The sequence below is a fragment of the Sphingobacterium sp. Ag1 genome (assembly GCF_000988325.1).
GTDB lineage: Bacteria > Bacteroidota > Bacteroidia > Sphingobacteriales > Sphingobacteriaceae > Sphingobacterium.
Genome location: NZ_LBGU01000037.1, coordinates 155,738 through 181,418 on the forward strand (window position 1 = coordinate 155,738; position 25,681 = coordinate 181,418).

Consider the following 25,681-nt stretch of genomic DNA (forward strand, 5'->3'; position numbering starts at 1 on the left):
TACATGAATATTATATTTAAACAACTTATCAACCTATGCGCTATAGGCTGTCTATTTTTCTCTTGGAGCTTACATGCGCAAACGGTACTGGATGGAAGAGTTTCAGTTGATTTCTCGTCAAACTGGAAATTCAGGAAAGACGATGATTCCCTGGACCGGATAGCGAAGCAAAAGCAACAAACCGTGAACCTTCCGCACAGCTGGAATATTGCTGATGTCATGGACGATACGCCGGGCTATTATCGCGGTGCCACACAATACCAAAATACCTTAGATTGGAAAACGAGCTGGCAAAATAAACGAATTGTACTTCATGTGGGGGCAGCCAACCAGGAAGCACTGCTATTGGTCAATGGAAAGGAAGTAAAAGCCCATCGTGGAGGCTATACGGCTTTCAATGTAGATATTACCGATTATCTGCATCGAAAAGAAAATGCACGGAATACCATCGCCATTCAAGTCAACAACCGTTTCAACCAAGATATTGCACCATTAAGTGGCGATTTTACGTTTTTTGGTGGCATATACCGAAAGGTATCTTTGCTCCTCTTGGATCAAATTCATTTTGCTGATCCGCAGTACGGAAGTAGCGGTTTGCGCCTAACAGCAAAACTTGATGCCAGACAAAATGCAACAATTAATCTTGATGGAGCTATTCAGAATGCTTCAACATTACAACAAGCGGTTTTGATTGAAACTACGCTTGTTGATGCCGATGGGGTGACGGTAAAAAAAGTGCAGCAGAAAGAAAAGCTGAAACCCCATTCACACAGCAATTTCCAATTGAACATGGTTCAAATTGAGCAGCCAAAATTGTGGTCGCCAGAGCTGCCGTACTTGTATCGTTTGATAACGCGGATTTATGATTCCAAGGGCCGGCAGCTGGACCGTCTGGATAATTCCGTTGGCTTCCGCTGGTTTTCATTCGATCCCCAGAAAGGCTTTTTTTTAAACGGGAAACCACTGAAACTAATCGGTGCAAGTCGGCATCAGGATTTTAAAGGTATGGGCAATGCTGTTCCCGATAGCCTGCAAGTACAGGATCTTGTGAAGTTAAAAGCAATGGGCGGAAACTTCTTGCGAGTAGCACATTATCCGCAGGATCCTGCCGTGCTGAAAGCCTGTGACAGTTTGGGGCTGTTGGCATCGGTAGAAATTCCGCTTGTGAATGAGATTTCAGAAAGTCCTGCTTTTGCCGATCACAGCTTTCAGATGCAGAAAGAGATGATCAGGCAATATTTTAACCATCCAAGCATTATTATCTGGGGCTATATGAATGAAATCTTTCTTCGGCCCCATTTTCCAAAAGATAAAGACCGTCAGGAAAAATATTTTAAATCGGTCGTATCATTGGCCCAGCAATTGGAAACGCTCACCCGTAACGAAGATTCAACCCGCTATACCATGATTGCCAACCATGGCAATTTTGAGCTCTATCATCGGACAGGACTGACCAAAATCCCGATGCTTGTGGGCTGGAACTTGTATCCGGGCTGGTACGGAGGTAAAATTGCTGATTTTGGGAGACAGCTAGAACATATTCATCAACAGTTGCCCGGCAAGCCGCTCCTGGTTACCGAATATGGAGCAGATGCAGATTATCGTATACATGCCGATAAACCGATACGTTTTGACAAAAGTGTGGAGTATGCAGTCCGCTATCACCAGGGCTATCTCAACGAACTGATCAAGAAGCCCTTTGTCGCTGGTGGAGTGGCCTGGAATTTATCCGATTTTAATTCCGAAACCCGCGAAGAAAGTATGCCGCACATCAATACCAAAGGTCTGTTGACTTGGGATAGGAAAGAAAAAAACACCTATTTCCTTTATCAGGCTTATTTAAGACCCGAGCCTTTTATTAAGATAGGTGTCACACATGGGAAAAAATGGGGCGTGCGGACTGATGCTGACTCCGCCTTGCTAGGCTCCGGATGGCTGCAGCTACCCATATTCAGTAATGCTGATTCCGTAGAGCTCCTGCTGGATGCTGTGTCGTTGGGCGCAAGAAAGCCTGTGGATCGGATGGTCATATGGCCTGTAAGCCTAAGCCGTGGATCACATACCGTGAAAGCACGGGCTTTCCATAACGGAAAATTAAGCGGTATGGATGAATCAATGTTGGATTGTGAGGTATTACCCTATGATCTGAAGAGGGATAAGGAATGGCAGGAACTCCGCATCAATGTTGGTGACAATCGGGAATACATTGACTCGTTAGGAAACCGGTGGTACCCGGATCAGCCTTATGAAAGAGGAAGCTGGGGGTATGTAAAAGGCGAAAAGTATCGTCTGAAAAATACAGGACGGGAAAACCTGGGGACCGATGTAAATATTAGAGGGACAGGAGATGATCCGCTCTTCCAAACACAATTGCAGAGACTGGAATCCTACCGATTTGATCTGCCTAATGGCGATTACGAGATCGAATTGTTCTTTGCCGAATTGGACGGTCCGAATGATAAGGAGAATCTCTTGTATGATCTCGAGCAACGGGAGAAGAAACAGGATCAAAAGGGGATAGATCGCGTTTTTGACATCCGTATTGGCGACCGTGCTCTTGCTACCGATGTCAATGTCCGGCGTGAAGTCGGGGCATTTAGGGTGCTTCGTCGAAAATTTCCACTGAAAGTGAACGACGAAGGCAACTTGGCGATTTCTTTTATTCGTAAGAAAGGTGAGCCGATGCTAAATGCGATCCGATTAAAAAAGATAAACCAGTCAGTCAACCCATAAAAAATGAAATTTATGCAGCCATTTAGAAACTATATTAAGCCTGTTGTAGCGGTGTTGATAATACAGCCTGCTCTTGCAAAAACAAGCGCTAATCTAAGTAAAGCAACCTATGCCGGGGAGCATAGAACTACAGTAACTGCCGTCGCGGCACATGAGCCTGATCCACGTGAACTCGCGGAAAGTCCAAATGGCCTAGGTGAAATAGCTGCGGCGAAAGGCAGGTCGCAAGCCGCTGCTGTGAAAGATAAATCCCAAGCAGGCAGTCCAGAAGTCTTCATGCAAAAGGGACGAATAGGCCTTAACTTCAGTAAACGGCTGATCGATAAGAAGATGAAAGGGCCCTTTCTGATCCGGCGGAGCCTGGGCAGACTGGGCGATTATCAAACTATTGCCAAAGTCACGCAGACCAAATTTATGGATCAAGTGCTTGAAGGTAGTCCATACGACTACTATTATGAAATCCAGACGGTAAAAGGAGAGTTTGTTGCACGATTGAGTTTGGAACTCCAGCTTTTTGGTGAAAATACGTTGATTTATAGTCCAGCAGATCATCAGCATCGTGTCGGCAGAGAAGTCAATCAGCTCCATGAGCAGATGTTTGGACAGGAATTCAGTCCCAATCGTTATGCATTACTTTTCAAGTCGGGAGACTACAAGTCGGCAGGATTATTGAAGATACCCTTTTATGTGCAGATTGCTGGATTGGGCAAAGTGCCTTATGATGTTGCGGTTTCAAATATACATACGCCGCCTCATCTTGTCGATGGGAATGGGACATGTACATTCTGGCGTGCTGCCGAAAATCTTTCTGTTATTGGTCCCGAGAGCTACGAGGAAGAGGAAACATTTAAATGGGCGGTTTCCCAAGCGGCCCCGCTACGTCGTATTTATTCCACACGAGTGGTGCGCAATCAATGGGCAAATGGATGGGTTAGTGGAGGTTATACTGCAGACTGTTATTTTGAAGCAGCAGCAGGGTCCAAAAATCAGCAGCAGTGGTATACACGAAACTCATTTCTTAACAAAGGAAGAGGGAAGTTTGAAGAAATTAAATACAACTATTGCTTTCAGGGAGTCGATTTTGGACCTTCTGTCGATAAAAATAGCTATCAAAATAATTGGGTAGCAGGCGGGAATGTGACAGTGATTCCAACAACACCTATAATTCGCGAGAAGCCTTTTTTATTTTTTGATAAGGATGGGCGTTATAAGGTTTTTCGTCCTGCATTACAACATAATCATAAAGGTGTATCCTATACGCGGAACAATATGGGAGCAGGAGATATTATTGATGTGGAGAAGGATTTTTATGTTGTTAAGCCCGGCGATTCAGCAGCGGAAATGAACCAACAGTTGCGGCGCGGCAAGCATTTGCTGATTACGCCTGGGATGTATGAGTTATCCGAACCCCTTCATGTCAGCAAGGCCAATACCATCATACTCGGACTTGGATTGGCTACCTTGATACCCGGCTCGGCAAATCCGCATACCGCAATAGCCGTTGATGATGTCGCGGGTGTTACTGTTGCTTCGCTGATGTTTGATGCACATTATAGCTCCCATAGTTTGATTCAGGTGGGGCAGAAAAAGAGCATGATAAGACATGACAGTAACCCAACCCTGTTGGCGGATCTATTTCTGCGTATTGGCGGATTTCGGGCCGACAAAGTTCATGTCGATCAATCGGTTATTATCAATAGTAATGATGTGATCGGTGATCACTTTTGGATATGGCGTGCCGATCATGGGGTGAAGGGCAGTGTTGGCTGGGATATCAATACGACACGCAATGGGTTGGTGGTCAATGGAGACTATATGACCATGTATGCCTTGTTCAATGAACATTTTCAGGAATATCAAACCTATTGGACCGGTAATTATGGCCGTACTTACTTCTTTCAATGTGAAAGCCCCTATGATGCGCCGAATCAGGCAGCATACCGAAGCGAAAATGGGACACGCGATGGGTTTGCGGCTTATAAGGTCGCCGATACGGTGCAGCAACATGAAGCCTATGCATTTGGAATATATGATGTGCTGGTCAATCCGATACGCATCGAAAGTTCGGTGGAAGTTCCGGTAAAACCCGGTGTAAGGCTCAAACATATCTGCAACAACAGCTTATCCAATGGTCCCAATCGTGGCTACGGCTATGTGATCAATCAAGTTGGAAAAAGTACGTACAATACTTTTCGGGATAACCGGACGTATGTGGTGGAGTTTCCTTGATGAGCAGTTTTCCAATCAACTTGTTGTTCTAAAAATAGCGCTTACGATAGGATGGCGCTATTTTTAGTTTAATAAGCCTTTTTCTTTTTCTTGTGGATACTTCTTTGATAACGAAATCGCCTAACGGAAGATAAAAACCTAATTTGACCTCTTAGCTAATAGACGTTCTGTTTTATATTAGTTGTATTAATTAAGTCATCGAAAAGTTCGTAGAATTTTAGATTGTATTGATTAAATTTTAAAATGACCGAGTATGTAAAGTGAATAGTTTTAATTAACTAATAGGATATTTCGACGTGACTTAGAAGTGTGTGCTGTTTGTTAATATTTGTGAAGCATTTTTACAGCGTTCATCTTGAGATGACGTTTGAATAACCCTAGTTTAATCTGTTGATACAAATTCAGCGTTTTGTGAAATTTACTCAAACGATTGCGTAAAAGTAGCGCAATCGTTTGATTGTGTTATTCTGAAATTTAATATTCTAATAGTTATTTATTTGTCCCTTCTTTTTTGTGACATCAGGATTTTTGATCTACCTTCACTTCACTAACACTAAATTAATATGAAGAGAATTCTACCTATTATTATTCTCGTGGTGATGTCCTATTTTCATGTTTTCGGCCAAACAATCCCTGTGGAAGGGACTGTTCGAGATGCAAAGGGGCAGCCGCTGGCGGGCATGACCGTCACAGAACGAGGAACAGCGAATCAAGCGTCGACAAATCAGCAAGGTTCATTCACTTTGGCTGTAAAGAGCCTTCCCGTAACATTGGTTTTTTCTGGTGTCGGCTTTAAAAGGCAGGAGGTCCATGTGACAACAAAACAGGCTACAGCTGTGATCCTTCGAAGCGATGCTTCATCTTTGGATGAAGTTGTGGTTGTCGGGTACCAAAGACAGTCTGTTAAGAAAACGACCAGTGCGGTTCAAGTTATTTCGGGGAAAACCATTCAAGATCTTCCTGCGCCGAGTTTTGAGAGTTTGCTGCAAGGAAGGGTCGCGGGGGTTAATATCCAAAACTTTACAGGGGAGCCGGGAGCTCGGAATACCTTTACTATTCGTGGTAATACGACAATATCTCCAGATCTAAACTCAGAAGTCGATTTGGCTAATACGATGAGTTCCCCATTGTACATTATTGACGGAATGCCTTTGTCGATTACCGACTTGGCAAGCTCAACAGCTACTGGAACAAATTATATCGCCGGCATCAATATCAATGATATCGAAAGTATTGTTGTACAAAAAGATGCGTCTGCGACAGCGGTTTGGGGTTCGCGTGGAGCAAATGGTGTCATTGTAATTAAAACTAAGACCGGAAACGTGGGTAAGCCGCAAGTGCGTGTTTCGTATTATAAGGGTGTAACAGAAAGGCCACAATTACAAAGGACACTTGGAGGAGCAGCTGAAAGAAGAGCAAAAATGGGTATTATATCCCAATATGCTAGTTGGGCGCAAATGGGTGGCATTACCCAACCATTGACTGACAGTTTAAATAACAGCTATAATAATGCAACAGATTGGCAAGACCTATTTTATACCACTGGAAATATTGATAATGCGGATGCTAGTATTTCTGGTGGCAACGAAGGGGTAAACTATCGTTTGTCCGGAGGATACTATAATGAAGATGGTGTGGTTCGAAATACGGGCTTTAAACGCTACTCATTACGAGGGAACTTTGGTTTTAAATTGGCGCCTATTATACGCTCAGATTTTATGTTTTCAACGGCACGTATCAATAGGAAACGCGGTCTTGGACGCGGAATTGATGAGGTAGTGCCGGTCAATCAAGGAGAAATGCCGTCTTCTTTTGTTGGATTGGCCAAAGCAGATTATGATTTCTACTATGGTCAATATGATAAGTTGAAAGACGACAACCAAACTGATAACATCAATCTGTTCTCAAAGACTTATGTAGATATTATCAAGGGATTGCAATATTCACTAGAGGCTTCTGCACAGATTAATCTTGATTCTCGGGATCAATTTCAGCCTAAAGAGCTGAATAATGGAGTTTCTTTTGCAGAATCTAATAATAGAAATGCCTACACTTACAATCTTGCGAACGTATTGAATTATGCGCGTACATTTCAAGATAAACATAGTATTGCAATTACAGCAATGCAGTCTTTTCAATATGACAAACAAAAGTCTGCTTATTTATTGGGCTACAATATTCCAACGGATGATATTAAGGTGATTCAGGGGGTGGCAGCGAGAGACCTTCGTGGTAGTACGGATTTTAAAGAAGCTGGTTTGTTATCTTACATGGGTCAGTTTTCATATGACTATAAATCAAAGTATATTTTTAATGCTTCATGGCGTGCGGATGCTTCTTCACGTTTCGGAAAGGATACTAAATGGGGATATTTTCCAGCGCTCTCTGGAGCTTGGGTTGTCTCAGATGAAGCTTTCATGAGTAAATTCAAGTGGGTGGACTTGTTTAAATTACGTGGAAGCTGGGGTAAATCGGGCGTATTGCCATCCGATTTCTACGCACCTTACAACGTATGGGAACTTTCTTCCAATGCCTATGACGGAACGACATTTGCAGTCCCTTCTTTTAGAAAGCCATTGACATTAACAAACTTGACTTGGAATAAATCCGAACAGACAAATATTGGTTTTGATTTGTTTACATTCAATAACAGGTTGAATATAACTTTTGATACGTATCGGAAGATTACAAAAGATCCGATTATGTCATTTCCATTTCCGTATTACACCGGATATACAAATCTTTCCTATAACGTTCCCATGACGATTTATAATGAAGGATTTGATTTGACGATCGCGACCCGTAATTTATCCAAGACGAGTGCCTTGCAATGGAACACCAATTTAAATGTCACTTATAACAGAAATAGAATTGGGGCTTTGCCTTATGGTAACCGTAGTTTCTATGCTGATTCTAGAGGTTGGAACGAGCAACTCTTGTATCGCGTGGGCAGTCCAATTTATCAGTGGGCTCAAATGATTTATCAAGGCGTGTATAGTCATCAAGATCAAATTCCTGGAAATCCAATTACTGGAAGACCATTGACCTATTTTAAAGGAAATAATCCTGTAAAACCAGGTTATCCAAATTGGCTAGATGTCAATAATGATTGGGATGTATGGAGCGATGAAGATAAGGGAGCTGCAGATGGTGATTTGGTTCCAACAGGTAATCCTAACCCAAAATTTACTGGAGGCTTGTATAACGAGTTTACTTATAAAAACTTTTCTTTCAGTATTCTAAATACATTTACTATTGGCCGTGATATTATCAATACGTTGAAAAGTAATCAATTCAATTCAATCGGTTCTAATATTTATAATTTCACAAATAATCGTTTGCCGGATTTGGAAGGGATTGATTACTGGACGCCAGAAAAAGCCAAAGATCCGAATTATCAAGCTGGCTTTCCATCAATTGCTCCATTTGGTGGCTATTTTTACCAATTTCTGCCATTCAGCACGATGTTTAATGAAAATGGAAGCTATTTCAAAATTAAGACTATTACGCTGGGATATCTTGTTCCGCGAGCAATCGTTGATCGCTTAAAAATTGGAGCGCGATTGATCCGTTTTTATGCGATGCTTGATAACGTCCATACCTTCCAAAAATCACATGTACCTGATGCGGAGTTGGTTTCTCCTCAAGGGGAATACAGTGGCGGTGCTTATCCTTTACCAAAGAAATATACAATTGGTCTAGAAGTTAATTTTTAATAGGAAAGAAGATGAAATTAAAAACAATTGGAAAATATATCGGGATAGCAAGCATTTTGATGCTTGGAACATCCTGTTCGAAATATCTTAACTTGGAACCCCAAAATAGTACATACGATGATGTTTTTTGGAAAGACGGCAGTAATGTTGATCGCGCAAAATTAGGCGCTTATTCGTTGCTACGTGATGCACTTCGCAATAGTCGGTCGTTTTTTATTTTTGGAGATTTAGCTGCCGGAAATTTTCAGGTTGGTGGTGATTACTGGAATTATACCAGTCTGATTAAGGCGGGAGGATTTAAGTTTAGCTATGCCCCCTATTTGGAAGGATCATTGTGGAATTGGACACGATTTTATAAAATAATTAACCAATGTAATCTGATTGTCGAACATACAGAAGCAATGGATAATAACCTATTTGAAGGAGGTGAAGCTGAAAAAACAAAAGCTATTGCTGAAGCCCGTTTTTTGCGTGCCTATACGTTTTTCTATATGCAGCGTGTTTGGGGCGATGTATTATTGACTAAAAATGTCTTTACCGATCCGCAGAATATTCCTGATATGGCACGAAGCCCTGAAAAGGAGACATTGGATTTTTGTACGGAAGATCTAAAATATGCCGTCGATAATCTGGATGAAGGGATTACAAAAAGATTTGCGTCCAAGGCAGCTGCACAAGCACTGTTAGCACATGTCTACGCTTGGCGCCATGATTATGTAAATGCTGAAAAAATGGCAACCGAAGTAATCAAAGGTGATTTTGATTTGGTTGATATTAAAGATTATAAGAGTATTTGGGCTGGAGATTCAGAAGAGACGATTTTTGAACTCCCAATGACCTATTCAGACAGTGGAAATGAATTCACTAAAGATTTCTTTAATGCCTTTCTTGCTGACCCGACGATAAAAAGCAAAAGCTTATCTTCTGCATGGCCAATAGATGTCGATCTGTTGAATGAGTCCTTTAAAGTACAAGATCCAGCTTCAACTGATCAAAGGCCGACAGCTGTTTTTAGAAAAGTTTCTGCCAATGTGTGGCTGTTGCAAAAATATGATGTTGTGAAGTATTATAATAATAATACTTCAGATTATGCGGTGAGTAATAATTTGGTATTACTGCGTTTGGCTGACATTTATTTATTACGTGCCGAAGCCTATGCTAAGACTGGGCAGGAGAATCTGGCGTTGGGAGATCTCAATAAGATTAGAAAACGTGCCGGACTTTCGGACATCAGTTTGAGTGGAGAAAAGTTGTTTGAAGAGATTTTCAATGAGCGTCGACGGGAATTAATTGGTGAAGGAGCTACGCAATTTGACTTAATTCGTATGGGGCTTTTAGGTAAATTGAGTGAATATTCGGGTTACTACACAGCAGACCGTATAGCTAACCAAGGGTATTATTGGCCGCTAAACATGCGTGATCTGTTACCACAAAATGAGAAATTAACACAAAACCCATGGTGGAAAAATCATTAATGAACAACATAATGAAAAGACTTATATATATAATACTGACGGTAGTTGTCCTGGGGACGATGATGTATTCCTGTAAAAAGGATGGATATTTTGTTGGTGGGGATTTGCATAATCCTAAAATAAATATGACTACATATGACTGGCTAAAAAGTAATAAAGACGGCGTGTTCGATACGGTGATCATGTTGATAGATAAAGCTGGGGTAAAAGATAAAATTAACAAACAAGGTATTACCTTTTTTGCTCCTACAGATTATGATATTTACAATTATGTTCAGGCGAGATCTATTGCGATGCAACGTATTGATCCAGAAAAGAAATGGACTGTTGATTCTATGATTAAATATGAATTGCCGCGTTTTGCAGATTCTATCGATATGTATATTGTGAATCAAACGTTGCAAAATGATCTTTTGACAGAAAATGGTACAAAATATAAAAATGCAAAAGGTAAGGATGTAGTTGTTTCATATGAACCGACAGACGACACTAATTTAGGATATAATGAAGCTTCGTCGGTACGACCTCGAATAGTATACTTCTCCTATTTATTCCAGGCACTAGATAATAATGTGCCAGCGTCAGACATCGCGCTCCCTATTGGAGTTAGGACACGTGTGCAAACCTCAAATGCACAAACGACAACGGGCGTTGTTCACGTATTGAACAATAGCCATATCTTATTCTTTTATCGATAAAAGTTATGAAAAAGATCCTATATTTTTTAATGATTGGAAGCCTGGGGACTATTTTAGGTTGTAAAAAAATTCCCGATGGCAATTTAAGTGACATTATCCGTTATGAGCAGCAGCCGATGGAAATAAAGCAGGGAAGACCAGTTGTGACAGATGCAATTAATCCAGCAGGCTCTACCAAGCCGATTACAATTAAATTGATCAAGATTTATAAAAGTGAAACTGGCGAAGATGTGACTAGTCTTTTTCTGACAAAATACCAGCAGCGAGTTTGGAAAAAACCATATGATCCTAAGACGGATACCACACAGGCTTTGATTGATGCAAAGCAGGTGGACTCTATGGTTTATCCGATCACCTTAAATTCCGTTTCTGGACAACTAGAAGCAAATTACAATACTGTGCATCTTCCTCTCGGGTTGTATAAGTTCGATGTGGACGTTAATAACGTTGCTGGCACAAAGTCTTTTCCTGGAATTGCAGAATTTAAAATTGTCCCTGCGTTGGCCTTTGAAGTTCCAGCAGTACGTTCTACCTCTGCGATTATGGTGGGTGATGAAACAAAATCAAAATCGATTCCCAGTAATGCTAGCCATATTAAAGTAACGCAATTATCAAAACAAGGCAATAAAATTACAGTACGTTTTTTGGATAAAAATGGAGCGGTCTTCAATCCAAAAAAAGGAGAAATTACTCGTCGGCCACAGAGTGGGACTGCAGGAGGGTACCTGCAGACCATGCAGGATTATGCTGTCGGCACTGTATTGTATGATGATCGTATCGAATTTACATACGGGGTAGTGCCATTCCCTTTGGTCTCCTTAGGGAATGGGTTCAATTATTATTATCGTATCCCTACCAAATTTGTACATTTTGACGATGCATTGGGAATCCTAGATAATACATATACCTGTAATGCGAGGTTTTCTTTTCAGACATTTGAGAGCGGAAATTTTCAAATTGATGTGATCGTGCCGCAGGTCACGAGGAGAGTATATAATTAACTTTAAAATGAAAGGTTGGATACTTAGGTATTCAACCTTTTTTGTTTCCTATTTATTACGGCTTTAGATATGTTAATTATACTATGTCGTAATCTAATTATAGTAATTATGAGAAAGAAACTAATCGTGTTACTTGGGCTGGGGCTTCTGGCGAGTGCCAATCTAAAAGCTCAAACCGCTCAGGATTTTAAACAAACCTATGCCGATCTTGCTGTATTTGAAGATCCTTTAGCGTTAAAACTAAAAAAGGGGATTAAGAAAAAGCAACTCAATCAGATTGCTGATACTACCCTGCGCCGGGTCGCGCAGTCTATACTTAATGGCAACTATAATAAGGAGTATAAGTATGCAACCTATTATGCCTTGTTGAATCCGACAACATTAGGGCATCAATTAAGTATTGGGGACGGTTATAGTAAATATGAAAATATGACCGGTGTGTATCTTCCCAAAGGAAAACATATTGTTATCGTGGACGGTATTGCAGCAGGTAAAGAGGTAAATCTTGTTGTACCCAACTGGTTGCGAAAAGCCCCTAATCCGCAAGAGCCTACAAAGGATCCAAAAGGTTGGGGACTGGAAAAACAGGAATTCAGATTACAGAATGGCGTGAATATTATCCAGCTTGATGATTACGGAAGTTTAGCCTATATCGACTATTTCTCCGACGAACCTGAAAAGGAAAACCCGATTACAGTTCATTTCCCGACAGGGCAGGTAAACGGTTACTTTGATCTTAAAAAGCAGGGAAATAAGGAGTGGAATAGTCTGGTCGATCATGCTGTATTCCCCATTATGGATGCAAAAGGCGAGCATATTCAGACCGCTTATCCAATCGAGGCATTGAAACAGTATGCTTATGGAAAAGGCGTCGAGCTAATTCGTAATTACGATTCGCTGGTGTATAGGCAACATCGCTTAATGGGACTGGAGAAGTATAATAAAGTACCTAAAAATCGTATTCTAGCGCGGGTGAACTATAATTATTATATGTTTCGTGATGGTGATGGTGTTGCCTATATGGGCGATAAAGTTGGTTACGCGATGAAGATGGTGGTAACGCCGGAATCGGTGATTAAAGGGGATCCTTGCTGGGGTTTCAGTCATGAGGTAGGACACGTACACCAGACACGTCCAATGTTTAATTGGGGTGGTTTGGGGGAAGTGAGCAACAACCTCTTCTCCTTATATGTAACACGTTCGTTTGGTAATAAAACTCGGGTTTCAGAGCAGAACAATTTTGAGAAAGCGAAGACCAATATTATTGAAAAACGAATTTCTTATTTGTCCGATCCAGATGTGTTCGATCGTTTGATTCCTTTTTGGCAGTTACAGCTCTATTTTGAGGGGGAGGGAAAACGCCCCGATTTTTATGCCGATCTATTTGAGGCTTTCCGTCAGCAGAATATGAATAAACCAAGAAGACAGCGTTCAGATTGGAGCTCCGATCGCATGATGGGGGAGCGTAATCCTGCCGTTCATCAGCTGAACTTTGTTAAAACAGCCTGCGAAGTGGCCAAATTGGATTTGACGGATTTCTTTGATAAATACGGATTCTTTTTTGTTGGTACCTTGGAATACGACGATTATGGAAAGTATACCTATACCATGACGCAGGAAATGATTGATGCCTGTCGTCTGGAAATTAAAAATATGAACCTGCCCAAACCTAAGGTTGATCTTACAGCATTAAGAGATTAGGTAGCGGTCTTATGTCAGACAAAACTCCGATTGTGATCAACAATTCGGAGTTTTTTTTTGTCCAAAAAATACGCAGGGATAGCACGACGATCCTTACATAATTCTTCACTAAGTGACAAAAAACAGTCAAAAAATGAATGCATTAAAATATGCTGGATTGTTAATAAAATAGAATGACTTCGTTTACTTCTTTCATAAAATTATAAAACTGCCAGCGATATAGACAATGGAGAATAATTTATGCAAACGTTTGCTTCAATTGCGCAATCGATTTCGTTCCAGCTATTATGTATGACTTTAGAAATATTATTATATCATTGTTATATACTATCAATTATTTACAGGACATAAAGTCCAACCTAATTAATGCCGAAACTTAATTTATTTGCTAGCCGAATAATACCAATTTTTTTTAATGCCTAAAGACATAAAATCGAATGAAAAGACTATTTTGTTTTTTATTTCTTGTCCCTATGTTTCCAAATGTAAAGGCTAACAACCTTAACTTTTGGACTTCAAAACAAGATACTTCTGAAATCAATGAGGTTGACAAGCGATTGCTTAAAGGACGATTGGCTACCTTGTTACAAAAGCAGGGTGTCAAAGACAGTCTCAATTTAAGAAACGTTGAAACACTGCCTCTCGTCAGTATTCCGGAGGTTTTGAAGGGGCAAATTGCCGGTCTCTACGTACAAGAAGCGACAGGTGAACCAGGAACGCCAAAGAATATGGTGCTTCGGGGCTTAGGATCGCCATTGTTCGAAATCAAAGATGCGGTTAATGTACAACCAGCGGTATTTGTAAATGGGATACCCATTGCGAGAGACAACAACTTTGCGTATTCAATTCAACAGTATCAATTTAATCGTATTGGTCCAGGAACAGACAACTTTGCTGGTGTAGACCTCTCAACAGTAGAGTCCATTGAGGTAATAAAAGATCCTGTTAAATTAGCAAAATTGGGACCATTAGCTGCCAATGGTGCTATTTGGATTCTTACCAAACCAGGCCGGGAGGGCGCGCGCCAAATTTCTATTGATACCTATGTTGGCCTAGCAACAAAACCGGTAGTAACACCTGTAAATGCGCAATATGAAAACATGTTCCGATCAATATTCTATAATAAATATGGATCGGTCACGGATCGTATGAACTATCCTGGTTATCTGAGTGATTCGACGAACGTAAATTATTATGGACCAGCAAACTGGAATGAAGAGTATTATAAAAATACACCTATTTATGGTGGAAGCATAGGTATTCGTGGGGGCAATGATCGCGCAAATTTTTCGTTTGTAGGGGGGTATACCAAGAACGCAAGCTCAGCCGACAAAACAAATATCGAGCGGTATAATGCCTTGTTTAACGTCAATATGGCACCCTTTAAATGGTTGAATTTTGGTGCCACCATCAATGCAAGCCGCAGCTTGAGAGATCGGAATCGTAGTCTCCGTGATCGATTCGGCGAAGCATCTTATGTTCCTGACCTTTCCGTGCCTATTTCGCCAAACAAGGAAATGTACGCACAATATCTGGACATCTATAAAGCTGCCTTAGATAAAAATACGGTCAATTTTTTGAATTCCTTAGTCACATTAGACCTTTATTTTCTCAAAAATCTAAAATTTAATACTTCCTTGGGGATTGATTATTCTGAAGGAGTTAGACAAGCTTTCTTCCCTGGTTCATTGATGGAAACCAATAACTATATGTCGAGTTATTTTGGTTTTAATCAACGCTTGGTGTATAATAACCGCTTGGAATATAACTTGGAATTCCAAGAACAGCATAAATTGGATTTGACCTTAGGATCTTCTTATACGCAAGATCTCTATCGTTACAATTATGCGCGTGCTTATGATGGACCAAATGATTTTATCAAGGTTAACGTTGTAGATGGCGACCCTAATAACGCTGGCTATTTGACACCAGTAGGCGGGTTATATGTGAATCGTTATAGTAACCGCGAAGATTTCCGATTACATTCCCTGTACTTAGCCGCGGCTTATAAATATAAAAATCTTCTGGATCTAAATGCCGTTCTACGTTATGATGGTTCTTCAACAATGCAACCTGATTCGCGTTGGTTGATGACACCATCTTTCGCAGCGAAATACCATTTGATTCCCGAAAATGAAGAAAACTTATTTAGCCATTTGGGTGTAAAGGCCTCCTGGGCGAGAATTGGGAAACCGGTATTTACAAGTAAGTTTGCTATCGGACCAAATTATACGGCTGATCTAAATTGGGGATCAGAAAAATCATTGGTGTCCTATAATGGTTTTGCTGTTGCATCCAGACCTTATTCTGAAGGATGGGTAGGCTATGATATCAAATGGCCCTATACAGACCATGCCGAATTGACCGTTGACGGAACTTTATTGGAGAGAAAAATTGATTTTGACGTCTCTTTATACCAAAAGAAGGATGTAAATCAATTGATTAATTCACCCATTCCCGCTGAATACGGTTATTCTGGACAAATTGTAAATGGGCTCAGTGTTAAAAACACGGGTGTGGATTTCAATCTGTCTGCAAAACTACTTGCCAATCCAGAAGCGTTACAATGGAATACATCGCTTAACTTAAATTACAATCAAAATAAATTGATAGCACTTCCGGAGGGACGCCAACAGTTGAAGGTTGGTAATAGGCTATTAAAAGTAGGCGAGGCCATTGATCGGTTTTGGTTATACGAAAACCGGGGAACTTATGACACCGAAGCGAGTATCCCAGTTCAAAACGGTCAGAAAATGCAGTTTGACGGGGTGGATTTTGCAGCGGGAGATCCAATCTGGAAAGATCAAAACGGAGATTTTAAAATCAATGACGAAGATCGTGTCCTGAAAGGAAATGCAATGCCTAAGCTGACAGGTTCATTTCAAAACTATTTCAAATTCAAAGGTTTCGACCTAAATATGCAATGGTATTTTGCGCTCGGGCAGAAAGCCTTAAATCAGCGTGCTTCCAATAAGTATAACTTTATCAATACCGAAAATACCAACTCTCTGGATGGGATTCGCGAAGTATTCCACTGGCAACAAGATGTCGATATCAATAAATACCCAATTTATAACCCTTGGAGTCCGATTGTTGCATACCGTGTGGATCAAGATCTGTTTTTGGAAAATGCTTCTTTCTTGAAGTTGAGATCCTTGACTTTAGGCTACGATCTTGCTCAATTGAGCAATGTAAAAGACAAGATTAAGAGCATTCGTAGAGCCTATGTTTACGTTTCAGGTACCAATTTGTTGACGATTTCCAAGTTTTCAGGTGCGGATCCTGAACTGATAGATTTTAATGGATATTATACGGGGTATGGCTTGCCATTATCTCCAATGGTTTCATTAGGTATTAAGTTAGATCTGTAATAATTTAATAGTAGAAAGAGTATGAAAAGATATAATCGATGGGCAGTCATGTTCCTGATGGCACTGGGCATCACTGCTTTTACGAGTTCATGTAATAAAAAATTGGATATCGTTGCATCCAATCTCGGCTCCGAGAAACTGGAATGGCAGTCCATATCTGATACACGCGCGCACTTGATGGGCATTTATGGCCTGATGCGGGCAGCATTGGTTGATAATTATGGGCATTGGGTGTATGGAGAGATGCGCTACGGTGACTTTACACCGTATTCCCGCGCTGATCTGCGTGCCGTCCAAGAAAATAAACTGAGATCAGCTTATCCTTTACTTAAAGATCTCACAGACTGGCGTAGATTTTATGCGGTCATCAATGCAGCATCACTTTTTATCGAACGGGCCCCCGAAGTGATGGCCAAAGATAAGCGATATACAGAGCGCGATATGAAATATGATGTTGCGCAGGCACGTACAATCCGTGCCCTGATGTATTTCTATATGGTTCGTATCTGGGGCGATGTTCCTTTGTTAAAAGATTCTTATGATAACGGTTCTTTTGTGGAGCTTGCGCGATCAACCGAAGCAACTGTTTTAGCTTTTGCAGAAACCGAACTATTGGCAGCGGCGCAGGATTTACCTTATCGGTATGCTGTAGGGACACAAAGTTATTATGGGGAGAACTATGGTACTTGGGTAGGTGTATTGGTCAATAAAATTACAGCTTATTCCCTGTTGGCACATGTAGCCGCTTGGCAAGGAAAATACATCAATGCGGAGGTATATTCTCGATTTGTTATCGATAATTACTCACAGGCGAATCTTGAGCTGATGACGACGCCTGCATTGGTGAATCCAAGCGATGGTCTATTCGGGCCGAGTACCCGAGCACAGATTTTAGCGATTCGCTCTTCCTACGAATTGGGCGAAGCGACGAATACAGGTCATATTGAATCATTGACTTTAGGTTATCCAATTGTTACCAAAGCCAAACCGGATATCTATGTCAGTCGGGATACCATCAATAAATTGTTTGATGATGTCAACGATACACGTTTCGGTATTGACTCTATATCGGGATTGGTACGGACCAACTACTTTACCAATTACAACGGCGATATTCCAATTTTTAGTAAAATCAAGGTCATCCGTAATGGTAATGGTGATTCTGATTTTTCCATTTTTGGATCGAACTTGGTTTTTACGCGCCTTGAAGAAATCTATTTACTGCAAGCGGAGGCCAAAGCGGTTCTCAACCAACGTGATGATGCCATTAAATACCTCAATGTGATTAAGGAGCGTCGCGGTCTAAAACCATATATCAGTAACTCACCGAAAGATTTATTGGAAGAGATCTTTTTGGAGAGAAGACGCGAATTGATGGGGGAAGGCTGGCGATGGTACGATCAAATACGTCTGGCAAAAATTAAGAAAAACAATCCCGTCATGAATGATTTGATCCAAAAAGGAGGAATCTATTGGCCTATCTCCTCGGACGTACTCGAGAGAAACTCCAAACTGGTGCAGAATTCATATTGGAAATAATAGAATAGATAATCATGAAAAACAAACATATTTTTTTAGGCTTATCGCTAATCGTACTATTCCTAGGTATTGCTAGTTGTAAAAAAGGGAATACCTATTATGAAGATTTTCAGGTTAAGTATACCGAATTTAACGGAACCTCCTTGGAATTTTTGGAATCACAGGGTAGTACGTATGACTCCTTGTTGTTAGTCTTGGATCGTGTCCCTTCGGTACGTGCTAAGTTGAAAGATGCGAATGCAAAAACGACATTTTTTGCAATGACGAACAGCAGTTTTACCAATGCTTTGGACGCCATGAACGGCGTACGTAAAGTGGGAAACAGATCTCCACTTTATCTCGAAGATATTCCACAATTGATCCTTGATTCCTTGACCTATCATTATGCCTTTGATGGTGAATATGATACGCCTTACCTACGTGATTTTGTTGAAGGGAAAGTGATTAAAGCCATTGACGATTATAATATGACCTTAAAATATAAAGTGACATCTGCTTCGGGAATTATAGGCGGCGGTCAACAACAGATCATATTGAGCGATATGAATAAGTCTATTTTTCAGCGCTACTGGCAGGAAAGCGCAACATCTGTGGTGAATATCCGTACACAAAATGGGATGTTACATGTACTCGCGCCAAGTCATAATTTCGGATTTAGTAAACTCGCTAAATTATTAAACAAATAGCATGGAAAAGAAAATATTTAAATCGGCAAAACAGTTATTGGTGCTCGGGATGGGACTTTTCATGCTAGCCTCATGTAATAAGTATATTCCGGATGACCAAGACTCACTCGGTACTGACGTGGTGTATAGCACAAATGAATTTATGCCATTGTTAGGAAGAAATACCTTCTACAATAATATTGTCAATATTGGTCAGAATACATCACAACCCCTCAATTTTAAAATTGTAAATGTGCGTGATATCGATGGACAGCCTTCAACACTTTTTGAAGATAAATTTCCGGTGAAAATCTGGACAAAGGCTTATAGTGGAGAGGAAAAATCTATTGCGGAAATTGAAAGCAAACGTAAGGTTGAATATCGTCCAGTGCTTGAGATTTTGGAGAAATCGGGAAATATAAACTTCTGGGGCCAAGCTGTTAACTCGAATTTTGTCAAAGCACAGCCAGATTCTGGTTACGTGTTTGATATTGAGATCAGCAACACTGGTGGACGCAGATATTTGCGAAATTTCAAATTGAAGCCTTATCGTGAGCGTGCTTTTGAACCAAGTATTATGGATCCGGTTACCGGTTTATCACCTTTACCGTATACGCACCCAAGCAGAACCAACAATTTGTATGGTGAACGGACGAATCAATTTATTTATCCAGGTCTAATCAATGTGTATTTCAATAAATTGGAAAGCAAAGGTGCGGGAAGTAAAACATTGACCATCAGTTTCTTGGATTCGTTGAATCGCCCAATTGATGTGAAGAAATTTGCAGCGACAGAATGGGATAAATTAGTGCATGGTTTCAACCATAGATTTGAAAATGGAAAGGTGATTTATGACGTAGCTTATCCTATTCCACTGGCATCGATTAAAACCGACTACTCTTCAAGCGATGGCACCTATGCCATAATGAATTTCAAATTCCGTCGGAAAGGGCAGTTTGGTTTTCTTGAAGATTGCGGGATCGAGATGCCATTTGCGATCTACGAGGAGGGGGATTGGGAGATACAGTTTCGCTTCACCAATGAAACACCAAAATTTGAATGATGATGGACGGACTAATTAGCTTAAAAATTATGAAACAAATTTGCATACTATTTACTTTCATTTGCACCTTGTTTGTAGGGGAGGCTTGGGCACAAACCATGATCAAGGGTGTCGTGAAAGGAAACGATAATAGGGCGCTCGGCGGCGTATCCATACGTCTGGAGAACCCAAAAAGAGATTTAGGGAAAACCGGCGAAGATGGGCGATTTGTAATTTCAATCCCAAACACTGGGGTTATGGTATTTTCTTATCAGGGCTATCGTACAGAGAAATATACGATTGTTGCTGGGAAAAAAGAATACAATGTAACTTTGGAAATGACCGCTCAGGAGCTCGAAGAGACTGTTGTTGTCGGGTACCAGCAACGTAAAAGAGAAACCTTGACGGGATCCGTGGTAACAATTTCCGGTAAGGAAATACAGGATATTCCCTCTGGTAACTTTGTTGACCTTTTACAAGGTAAGGTTGCGGGTTTAAATATTCAGAACAATACAGGTAGCCCAGGTATGCGCGGAACAATGGCCGTACGGGGGATGTCCAATTTCAATGTTTCGGGTAGCGGTGATAATACCTTTGTGACACCGACCTCGCCGTTATTCGTTATCGATGGTGTTCCTATCGATGACAATTCGGGCTATGAATATGGATTTGAGACTGCAGGCCCTGGTGTATCGCCAATTTCCATGATTCCACCTGAGGATATCGAAGATATTACCGTCATGAAAGATGCACAGGCAACGGCGATGTATGGATCGCGTGGTGCTTATGGTGTTATTCAGGTGCGTACCAAACGCGGTAATTCAAAAGTGCCTATCGTAAACTATCAAGGTCAGTTTTTCTTGTCGGCAGTGCCGCAATTGCGTCGCGTAATTGGTGGTAAGGGAGAACGTATGGTTCGTTTAGAACAAATTTTGATGAATGATACCACATTGGCTGCCGCGCTACGTCGTATCAACGATTCTCCAATACTGGCCGATTCCCTGAATCCCTATTATAATAATTCAACCGATTGGCAGTCTTATTTCTATCGCAATACCATGAACCAGACACATAATATTGGTATTTCCGGAGGAGAACGTACATTCAATTACAAAGCCAATATGAACTATTACGATGAAAATGGTATCATCGCGAATACGGGTTTTAAAAGATACACAATGACCTCCAATATGCAATATGAGCCGAGTGATCGTTTCAGAATGATGACCAATATCAATGTCAATGTGGCGCAAAATAAGATGGGTTCAGGAAATGCCTTAATGCAAACCGGAGTAGGTAAATCGGTCAATACAACCTCGCTGTATCCATCGCCTTCGCTATTTTCTGGAAGTATGGGGGCGCTATCCGCATTGGGTGTAGATGATCAGAATAAAACTGGAAATTACGTTGGGCAGCTAGAATTGCAGTATGTCCCTATTAAAGATGTGCGCGCATCCGTTACCTTAAACTATAATTATACCACTGCGACAAAAGATCGTTATACACCAGAGGTGCTTTTGGGCAACTCTTCAGAAGTATATAGTTATTATAGCAACAAAAGTAAAGTCTATAACCGGAATCAATTGTCCTATGTGAAAGCAATTAAAGAAAAACATCTTTTTAGTGTCTATGGATTTACGGAAATGGAAATATCCGCGTCCTCCGAAGACCTATCGAAAATTCGTGGAACGGCCAATGATCAATTTCAAACGGGAATCAGTTACAATACACGAAATACACTTGGAGGTTTGTTAAACTCATTGAATAATTTTAGATCAGTGGCTTATGCGGGAAGCTTCTCCTATAATTACGATTCAAAGTATATTCTTGATTTGACTTATCGTATTGATGGTAGCTCGTTGACTGGTGGTGCAACACCTTGGACCAAAAATCCTTCGGCGGGTTTGCGTTGGAATTTCAAGAAAGAGAAATTTATGGAAAATGTGAGCTGGTGGGATACAGGTTTCTTGAGAGGATCGGTCGGACGGACAATTTCACCATCGGGAACTTTGTCGGATATCTACGGTTGGTATAAGATTGATGATGGTCGGTATAACAATAGACCAACAACTTCATTGGATTTGGCCATTGCACCAAACCCTGGACTAGTTCCACAATCGACTACCCAATGGTCTATGGCTGCTGAGCTAGGTTTTTTTAATAGCTCACTCTATGTGACTTACGAAACTTATTACAAGCAATCGGATAAAATTTTACGCAAGAAGCCAATTGCGAATCACAACGCATTTTCTGACGTGCTGACCAACGAGACAGCCATGGTGAATAGAGGACATGAATTAAGTATTCAGTATCGACCAAAATTAGCAAGTTCGGATTGGGAATTGAATGCGAACGCAACATTTGCGATAAACAGAGATTATGTTACTTCGCTGCCAGATGGAGCACGTCAATTGGTGCAAGCAGATGGATCAGGGTATGACCTTCCTCAATTCTATCGTTTGGGTCGTAATGCATTTACTTTTGTCTTATATGATTATAAAGGCGTTTATAAAGCGGACGATCAAGTACCTGTAAATCCATTAACGGGACTGCGTTACCGAGCAGGAGGCCAAATGAACGAAGGTAAATTTTTTCGTGCTGGAGATCCTATTTTTACAGATCTAAATGGTGACTATGTGCTCGACGAAAATGATTTGGTCTATGTTGGCAATTCGCAGCCAGCAATCACAGGTGGTTTGTACCTCTATACACGTTATAAAAACTGGTCTTTGCGGACGCAATTATCCTATACCATCGATCGTGATATCTTAAATACAGCTTTGACCGATCGCTTCCGGAACTATTCGGATCCAAGTGGACAGAACTACGGCGCTGGAGCACCAGGTGCTTATGTTCCTTTGGATGCTTATAATGTATGGCGTCAGTTGGGTGACAATGCGGATTATCCAAATGTTTCAGACTTTACACGTTTATCATTGTATAATCCATACCGTTACAATTCAACCATGTTTATGGAGGATGGCTCTTACGTGAAAATTAATTCGGTCACTGTGGGTTACAATTTTGACAGAAGATGGGCACGTCGCTTTGGGGTGTCATCTGCCCGCATCAACCTGACAGCAAATAATGTGTATACATTTAGTAACTACTCTGGACCAGATCCAGAACTGGTAACAGGTGTAGGGCGTGATGGTTCAAACGGTTATCCAAGTAGAAGAACCTATTCATTGGGTGTAAGTGTACAATTCTAAGTTCAAAGACAACATGAGAAAGAAATTATTATATCTATTTATACTAGGAGCCTCTTTAGGGCTAGGCTCCTGTGGAAAGGGTTTCCTCGATATTACACAGATTGATAAATTGACAGGAAATAACTATTGGACCAGACAAGCAGATGTGGATCAGTATATGGGCGGGATCTATTCCACTTTTCGGGAAGCAACCATGTCTAATATCTTTTTTCCAGCATCGGGCGATTTGCGTTGCGCACCGACCAACAGAACAAGTGCAACAAGTGGATCGGGAAGGGATTACATCAGCTATCTTAAAAACAATGACCTGAATGGTCTAATGGCTCGACAAAATGACTTCTCTTATTTTGGCTTTCCGAGAATAACGCAATGGAATAACTTCTATAAGATGGTGCAGAATGCGAACATTGTAATCTATCAAATAGAAAATAAGGATATGCCATTCCTTAGTGAGAATATGAAAAAATCTTATAAAGCAGAAGCTGTTTTTCTACGGTCCTTAGCTTATTTTTTCATGGTACGTTTGTATGGTGATGTTCCTTATTATACGGATGTAAATACCAATCCTTTGCCACGGACAAATATGTTTACCGTATTAAAAAACCTTTCGGCCGATTTGGATGCCACCTATAAAGACCTGCCTTGGACTTATGATGATCCTTCTGTTGTGGCTGTGAAGGCCATGCGTGGGGCCGCAATCGCACTTAATATGCATATTAATATGTGGATTGCGGGTCTAGGAACGGAGGATAAAGCAGTGCTTTATCAGAAAGTTGCCGATCTAGGAAGAGAGCTGATGGAAGAAAATGGCGGCGCTTATGCTTTGTTGGACCTTAGCAGAACAAAAGAGATCTTTAAAGGCCGTACAAAGGAAGGTCTGTTTGAGATTGTGCAAAACTTTAATTATGGCGAAAGTTTTCACCTGTCGGCATCTTACTCGGATTATGTGCTCCATGCACCAAATAAAGTGACCACAAAGTCCTATATCTATTACGATCCAAAGTTTATGGAAAAGATGTATCCACCGACAGTGGATGATCAGCGTAAAGTATACTGGTTTGATAAAGATATCTATGCGACAAATGGAGATTTTCAATGTCTCAAATTTTCAAACGTATTCATGGAAGAGGGCGAAGATAACAATCCCGATGATAATCAAATGGTCTTCCGCTATCCTGACCCAATTTTATTACGAGCAGAGGCCTTGGCTGAATTAGGCAAGGATGAAGAGGCAAGGACTGTTGTCAATGTCATTCGTACGCGTGCTAAAGCAGCTCCTATTCGGGAGAGTGGGGATGATTTGAAAGATGCGATTTGGTGGGAACGTGTCAGAGAGCTCTTAGGAGAAGCAAACTTCTTTTACGATTTGGTACGTACGAAAAAAGTCATTAATTCGGAGTACACCTATGCACCGATGTCCGTTGCAGCCTTTAACTCGGGTGGTTGGACCTGGCCAATTGATAAGTCTGCTTTGACAAATAACCCCTATATGCAATTAAATAATTACTGGAACTAAAGGAATAGATCATGAAAAAGATTTGGAAATATACTTTTTTACTGTTGATGGCAGTTGCACTGTTTTCGGCGTGTAAAAAGGAAGATTATATCGATACGGGTATTTATGAAGCGAAGTTTAATGGTACAATCTGGAATTATCTGGAATCAAGACCAGATTTGTTTGATACCTTAATGGTTGCGTTGAAAGTAGCCAAATTGGATGATGTACTGAAAAATGATGAAGTAACCTTCTTTGCTCCCCCTGATCCTTGTATCTTAAAGTCTGTGTGGTTATTGAATCAGACATTATTCCGTTCAGGACAGGATTCTATCACCAAATTGGAGCAAATCAGACCGGAAATTTGGAGAAAATACCTGTCCAGATATATTTTTAAAGGGAAGAATGTAGCCAAAGATTATCGCCAGATCGATACACTGAATCTGGCAGCCTTTCCAGGTGGGGTGTATAAGAGTCTAGCTGGCGGCGATATGAATATTGGCGTGCTCTATAATGATGTTGTCAGTAAGAACGAAAGTTCTGGGGGTACACAGGTCATTAAATATGCGGGTTATCGTCAACTATATTTGAATTTTCCGTATTCGATTAGTGTACCCGATGAGATTAAGGATTTTTTTGTCCCTTATATTACCGCGCCGGTAGCAACATCGGATATTCAACCGACCAATGGTGTATTACATGTGCTGCAATTTTCGAAACATTCCTTTGGATTTCAGAATTATGAATTTGCAGATGAGGCTTACTTGTTGGGTGTACTTCCCATAAAATAACGATCTGATATTA

At 40.8% G+C, this 25,681-nt stretch carries 14 protein-coding genes; all 14 read left to right on the forward strand.

Annotation, left to right across the window (positions count from 1 at the left end; translation table 11 throughout):
- Nucleotides 1–3 precede the first annotated feature (3 nt).
- The 14 genes from AAW12_RS11970 (at nt 4) to AAW12_RS12035 (ending at nt 25,668) form a co-directional block, all read left to right on the forward strand.
- On the forward strand, nt 4–2,733 hold the full coding sequence (locus AAW12_RS11970) for a glycoside hydrolase family 2 TIM barrel-domain containing protein (protein WP_046673889.1): 2,730 nt from the start codon (nt 4–6) through the stop codon (nt 2,731–2,733).
- 12 nt (nt 2,734–2,745) lie between these two features.
- Nucleotides 2,746–4,962, forward strand: a complete 2,217-nt coding sequence (locus AAW12_RS11975) for a glycoside hydrolase family 16 (RefSeq protein ID WP_156167629.1) — start codon at nt 2,746–2,748, stop codon at nt 4,960–4,962.
- Nucleotides 4,963–5,525: 563 nt separating this feature from the next.
- Entirely contained in the window at nt 5,526–8,678 is a 3,153-nt protein-coding gene (locus AAW12_RS11980) for a SusC/RagA family TonB-linked outer membrane protein (protein WP_046673854.1), read from the forward strand.
- Between the two features lie 11 nt (nt 8,679–8,689).
- Nucleotides 8,690–10,153 (forward strand): RagB/SusD family nutrient uptake outer membrane protein, encoded by a 1,464-nt coding sequence (locus AAW12_RS11985; protein WP_046673855.1) that lies wholly within the window; start codon nt 8,690–8,692, stop codon nt 10,151–10,153.
- Nucleotides 10,154–10,164: 11 nt separating this feature from the next.
- Nucleotides 10,165–10,851, forward strand: a complete 687-nt coding sequence (locus AAW12_RS11990) for a fasciclin domain-containing protein (protein WP_197084025.1) — start codon at nt 10,165–10,167, stop codon at nt 10,849–10,851.
- Nucleotides 10,852–10,856: 5 nt separating this feature from the next.
- Entirely contained in the window at nt 10,857–11,852 is a 996-nt protein-coding gene (locus AAW12_RS11995) for a hypothetical protein (protein WP_046673857.1), read from the forward strand.
- A gap of 108 nt (nt 11,853–11,960) precedes the next feature.
- Nucleotides 11,961–13,553, forward strand: a complete 1,593-nt coding sequence (locus AAW12_RS12000; RefSeq protein ID WP_046673858.1) for a M60 family metallopeptidase — start codon at nt 11,961–11,963, stop codon at nt 13,551–13,553.
- Nucleotides 13,554–13,990: 437 nt separating this feature from the next.
- On the forward strand, nt 13,991–16,924 hold the full coding sequence (locus AAW12_RS12005; protein WP_046673859.1) for a SusC/RagA family TonB-linked outer membrane protein: 2,934 nt from the start codon (nt 13,991–13,993) through the stop codon (nt 16,922–16,924).
- 21 nt (nt 16,925–16,945) lie between these two features.
- Nucleotides 16,946–18,463 (forward strand): RagB/SusD family nutrient uptake outer membrane protein, encoded by a 1,518-nt coding sequence (locus AAW12_RS12010; protein WP_046673860.1) that lies wholly within the window; start codon nt 16,946–16,948, stop codon nt 18,461–18,463.
- 14 nt (nt 18,464–18,477) lie between these two features.
- A complete protein-coding gene (locus AAW12_RS12015; RefSeq protein ID WP_053003652.1) occupies nt 18,478–19,149 on the forward strand; it encodes a hypothetical protein in 672 nt (223 codons plus the stop codon).
- Nucleotide 19,150: 1 nt separating this feature from the next.
- Nucleotides 19,151–20,191, forward strand: a complete 1,041-nt coding sequence (locus tag AAW12_RS12020) for a DUF5007 domain-containing protein (protein WP_156167631.1) — start codon at nt 19,151–19,153, stop codon at nt 20,189–20,191.
- A gap of 29 nt (nt 20,192–20,220) precedes the next feature.
- Nucleotides 20,221–23,382, forward strand: coding sequence for a SusC/RagA family TonB-linked outer membrane protein (locus AAW12_RS12025; RefSeq protein WP_046673892.1), 3,162 nt, complete (start codon nt 20,221–20,223; stop codon nt 23,380–23,382).
- A 13-nt stretch (nt 23,383–23,395) separates the two neighbouring features.
- Nucleotides 23,396–24,898 (forward strand): RagB/SusD family nutrient uptake outer membrane protein, encoded by a 1,503-nt coding sequence (locus AAW12_RS12030; RefSeq protein ID WP_046673861.1) that lies wholly within the window; start codon nt 23,396–23,398, stop codon nt 24,896–24,898.
- An 11-nt stretch (nt 24,899–24,909) separates the two neighbouring features.
- Complete coding sequence (locus tag AAW12_RS12035) at nt 24,910–25,668, forward strand: fasciclin domain-containing protein (RefSeq protein WP_053003653.1); 759 nt, start codon at nt 24,910–24,912, stop codon at nt 25,666–25,668.
- The last annotated feature ends 13 nt before the right edge of the window (nt 25,669–25,681 follow it).

Excerpts from the sequence above, each read along its gene's own strand:
- AAW12_RS11990 (WP_197084025.1), top strand. The coding sequence starts at position 10,165 with ATGAAAAGACTTATATATATAATACTGACGGTAGTTGTCCTGGGGACG.
- AAW12_RS11975 (WP_156167629.1), top strand. The coding sequence starts at position 2,746 with ATGCAGCCATTTAGAAACTATATTAAGCCTGTTGTAGCGGTGTTGATA.
- AAW12_RS12010 (WP_046673860.1), top strand. The coding sequence starts at position 16,946 with ATGAAAAGATATAATCGATGGGCAGTCATGTTCCTGATGGCACTGGGC.
- AAW12_RS11980 (WP_046673854.1), top strand. The coding sequence starts at position 5,526 with ATGAAGAGAATTCTACCTATTATTATTCTCGTGGTGATGTCCTATTTT.
- AAW12_RS12020 (WP_156167631.1), top strand. The coding sequence starts at position 19,151 with ATGGAAAAGAAAATATTTAAATCGGCAAAACAGTTATTGGTGCTCGGG.
- AAW12_RS12005 (WP_046673859.1), top strand. The coding sequence starts at position 13,991 with ATGAAAAGACTATTTTGTTTTTTATTTCTTGTCCCTATGTTTCCAAAT.
- AAW12_RS12000 (WP_046673858.1), top strand. The coding sequence starts at position 11,961 with ATGAGAAAGAAACTAATCGTGTTACTTGGGCTGGGGCTTCTGGCGAGT.
- AAW12_RS11970 (WP_046673889.1), top strand. The coding sequence starts at position 4 with ATGAATATTATATTTAAACAACTTATCAACCTATGCGCTATAGGCTGT.
- AAW12_RS12025 (WP_046673892.1), top strand. The coding sequence starts at position 20,221 with ATGAAACAAATTTGCATACTATTTACTTTCATTTGCACCTTGTTTGTA.
- AAW12_RS12030 (WP_046673861.1), top strand. The coding sequence starts at position 23,396 with ATGAGAAAGAAATTATTATATCTATTTATACTAGGAGCCTCTTTAGGG.
- AAW12_RS12015 (WP_053003652.1), top strand. The coding sequence starts at position 18,478 with ATGAAAAACAAACATATTTTTTTAGGCTTATCGCTAATCGTACTATTC.
- AAW12_RS11995 (WP_046673857.1), top strand. The coding sequence starts at position 10,857 with ATGAAAAAGATCCTATATTTTTTAATGATTGGAAGCCTGGGGACTATT.
- AAW12_RS11985 (WP_046673855.1), top strand. The coding sequence starts at position 8,690 with ATGAAATTAAAAACAATTGGAAAATATATCGGGATAGCAAGCATTTTG.
- AAW12_RS12035 (WP_053003653.1), top strand. The coding sequence starts at position 24,910 with ATGAAAAAGATTTGGAAATATACTTTTTTACTGTTGATGGCAGTTGCA.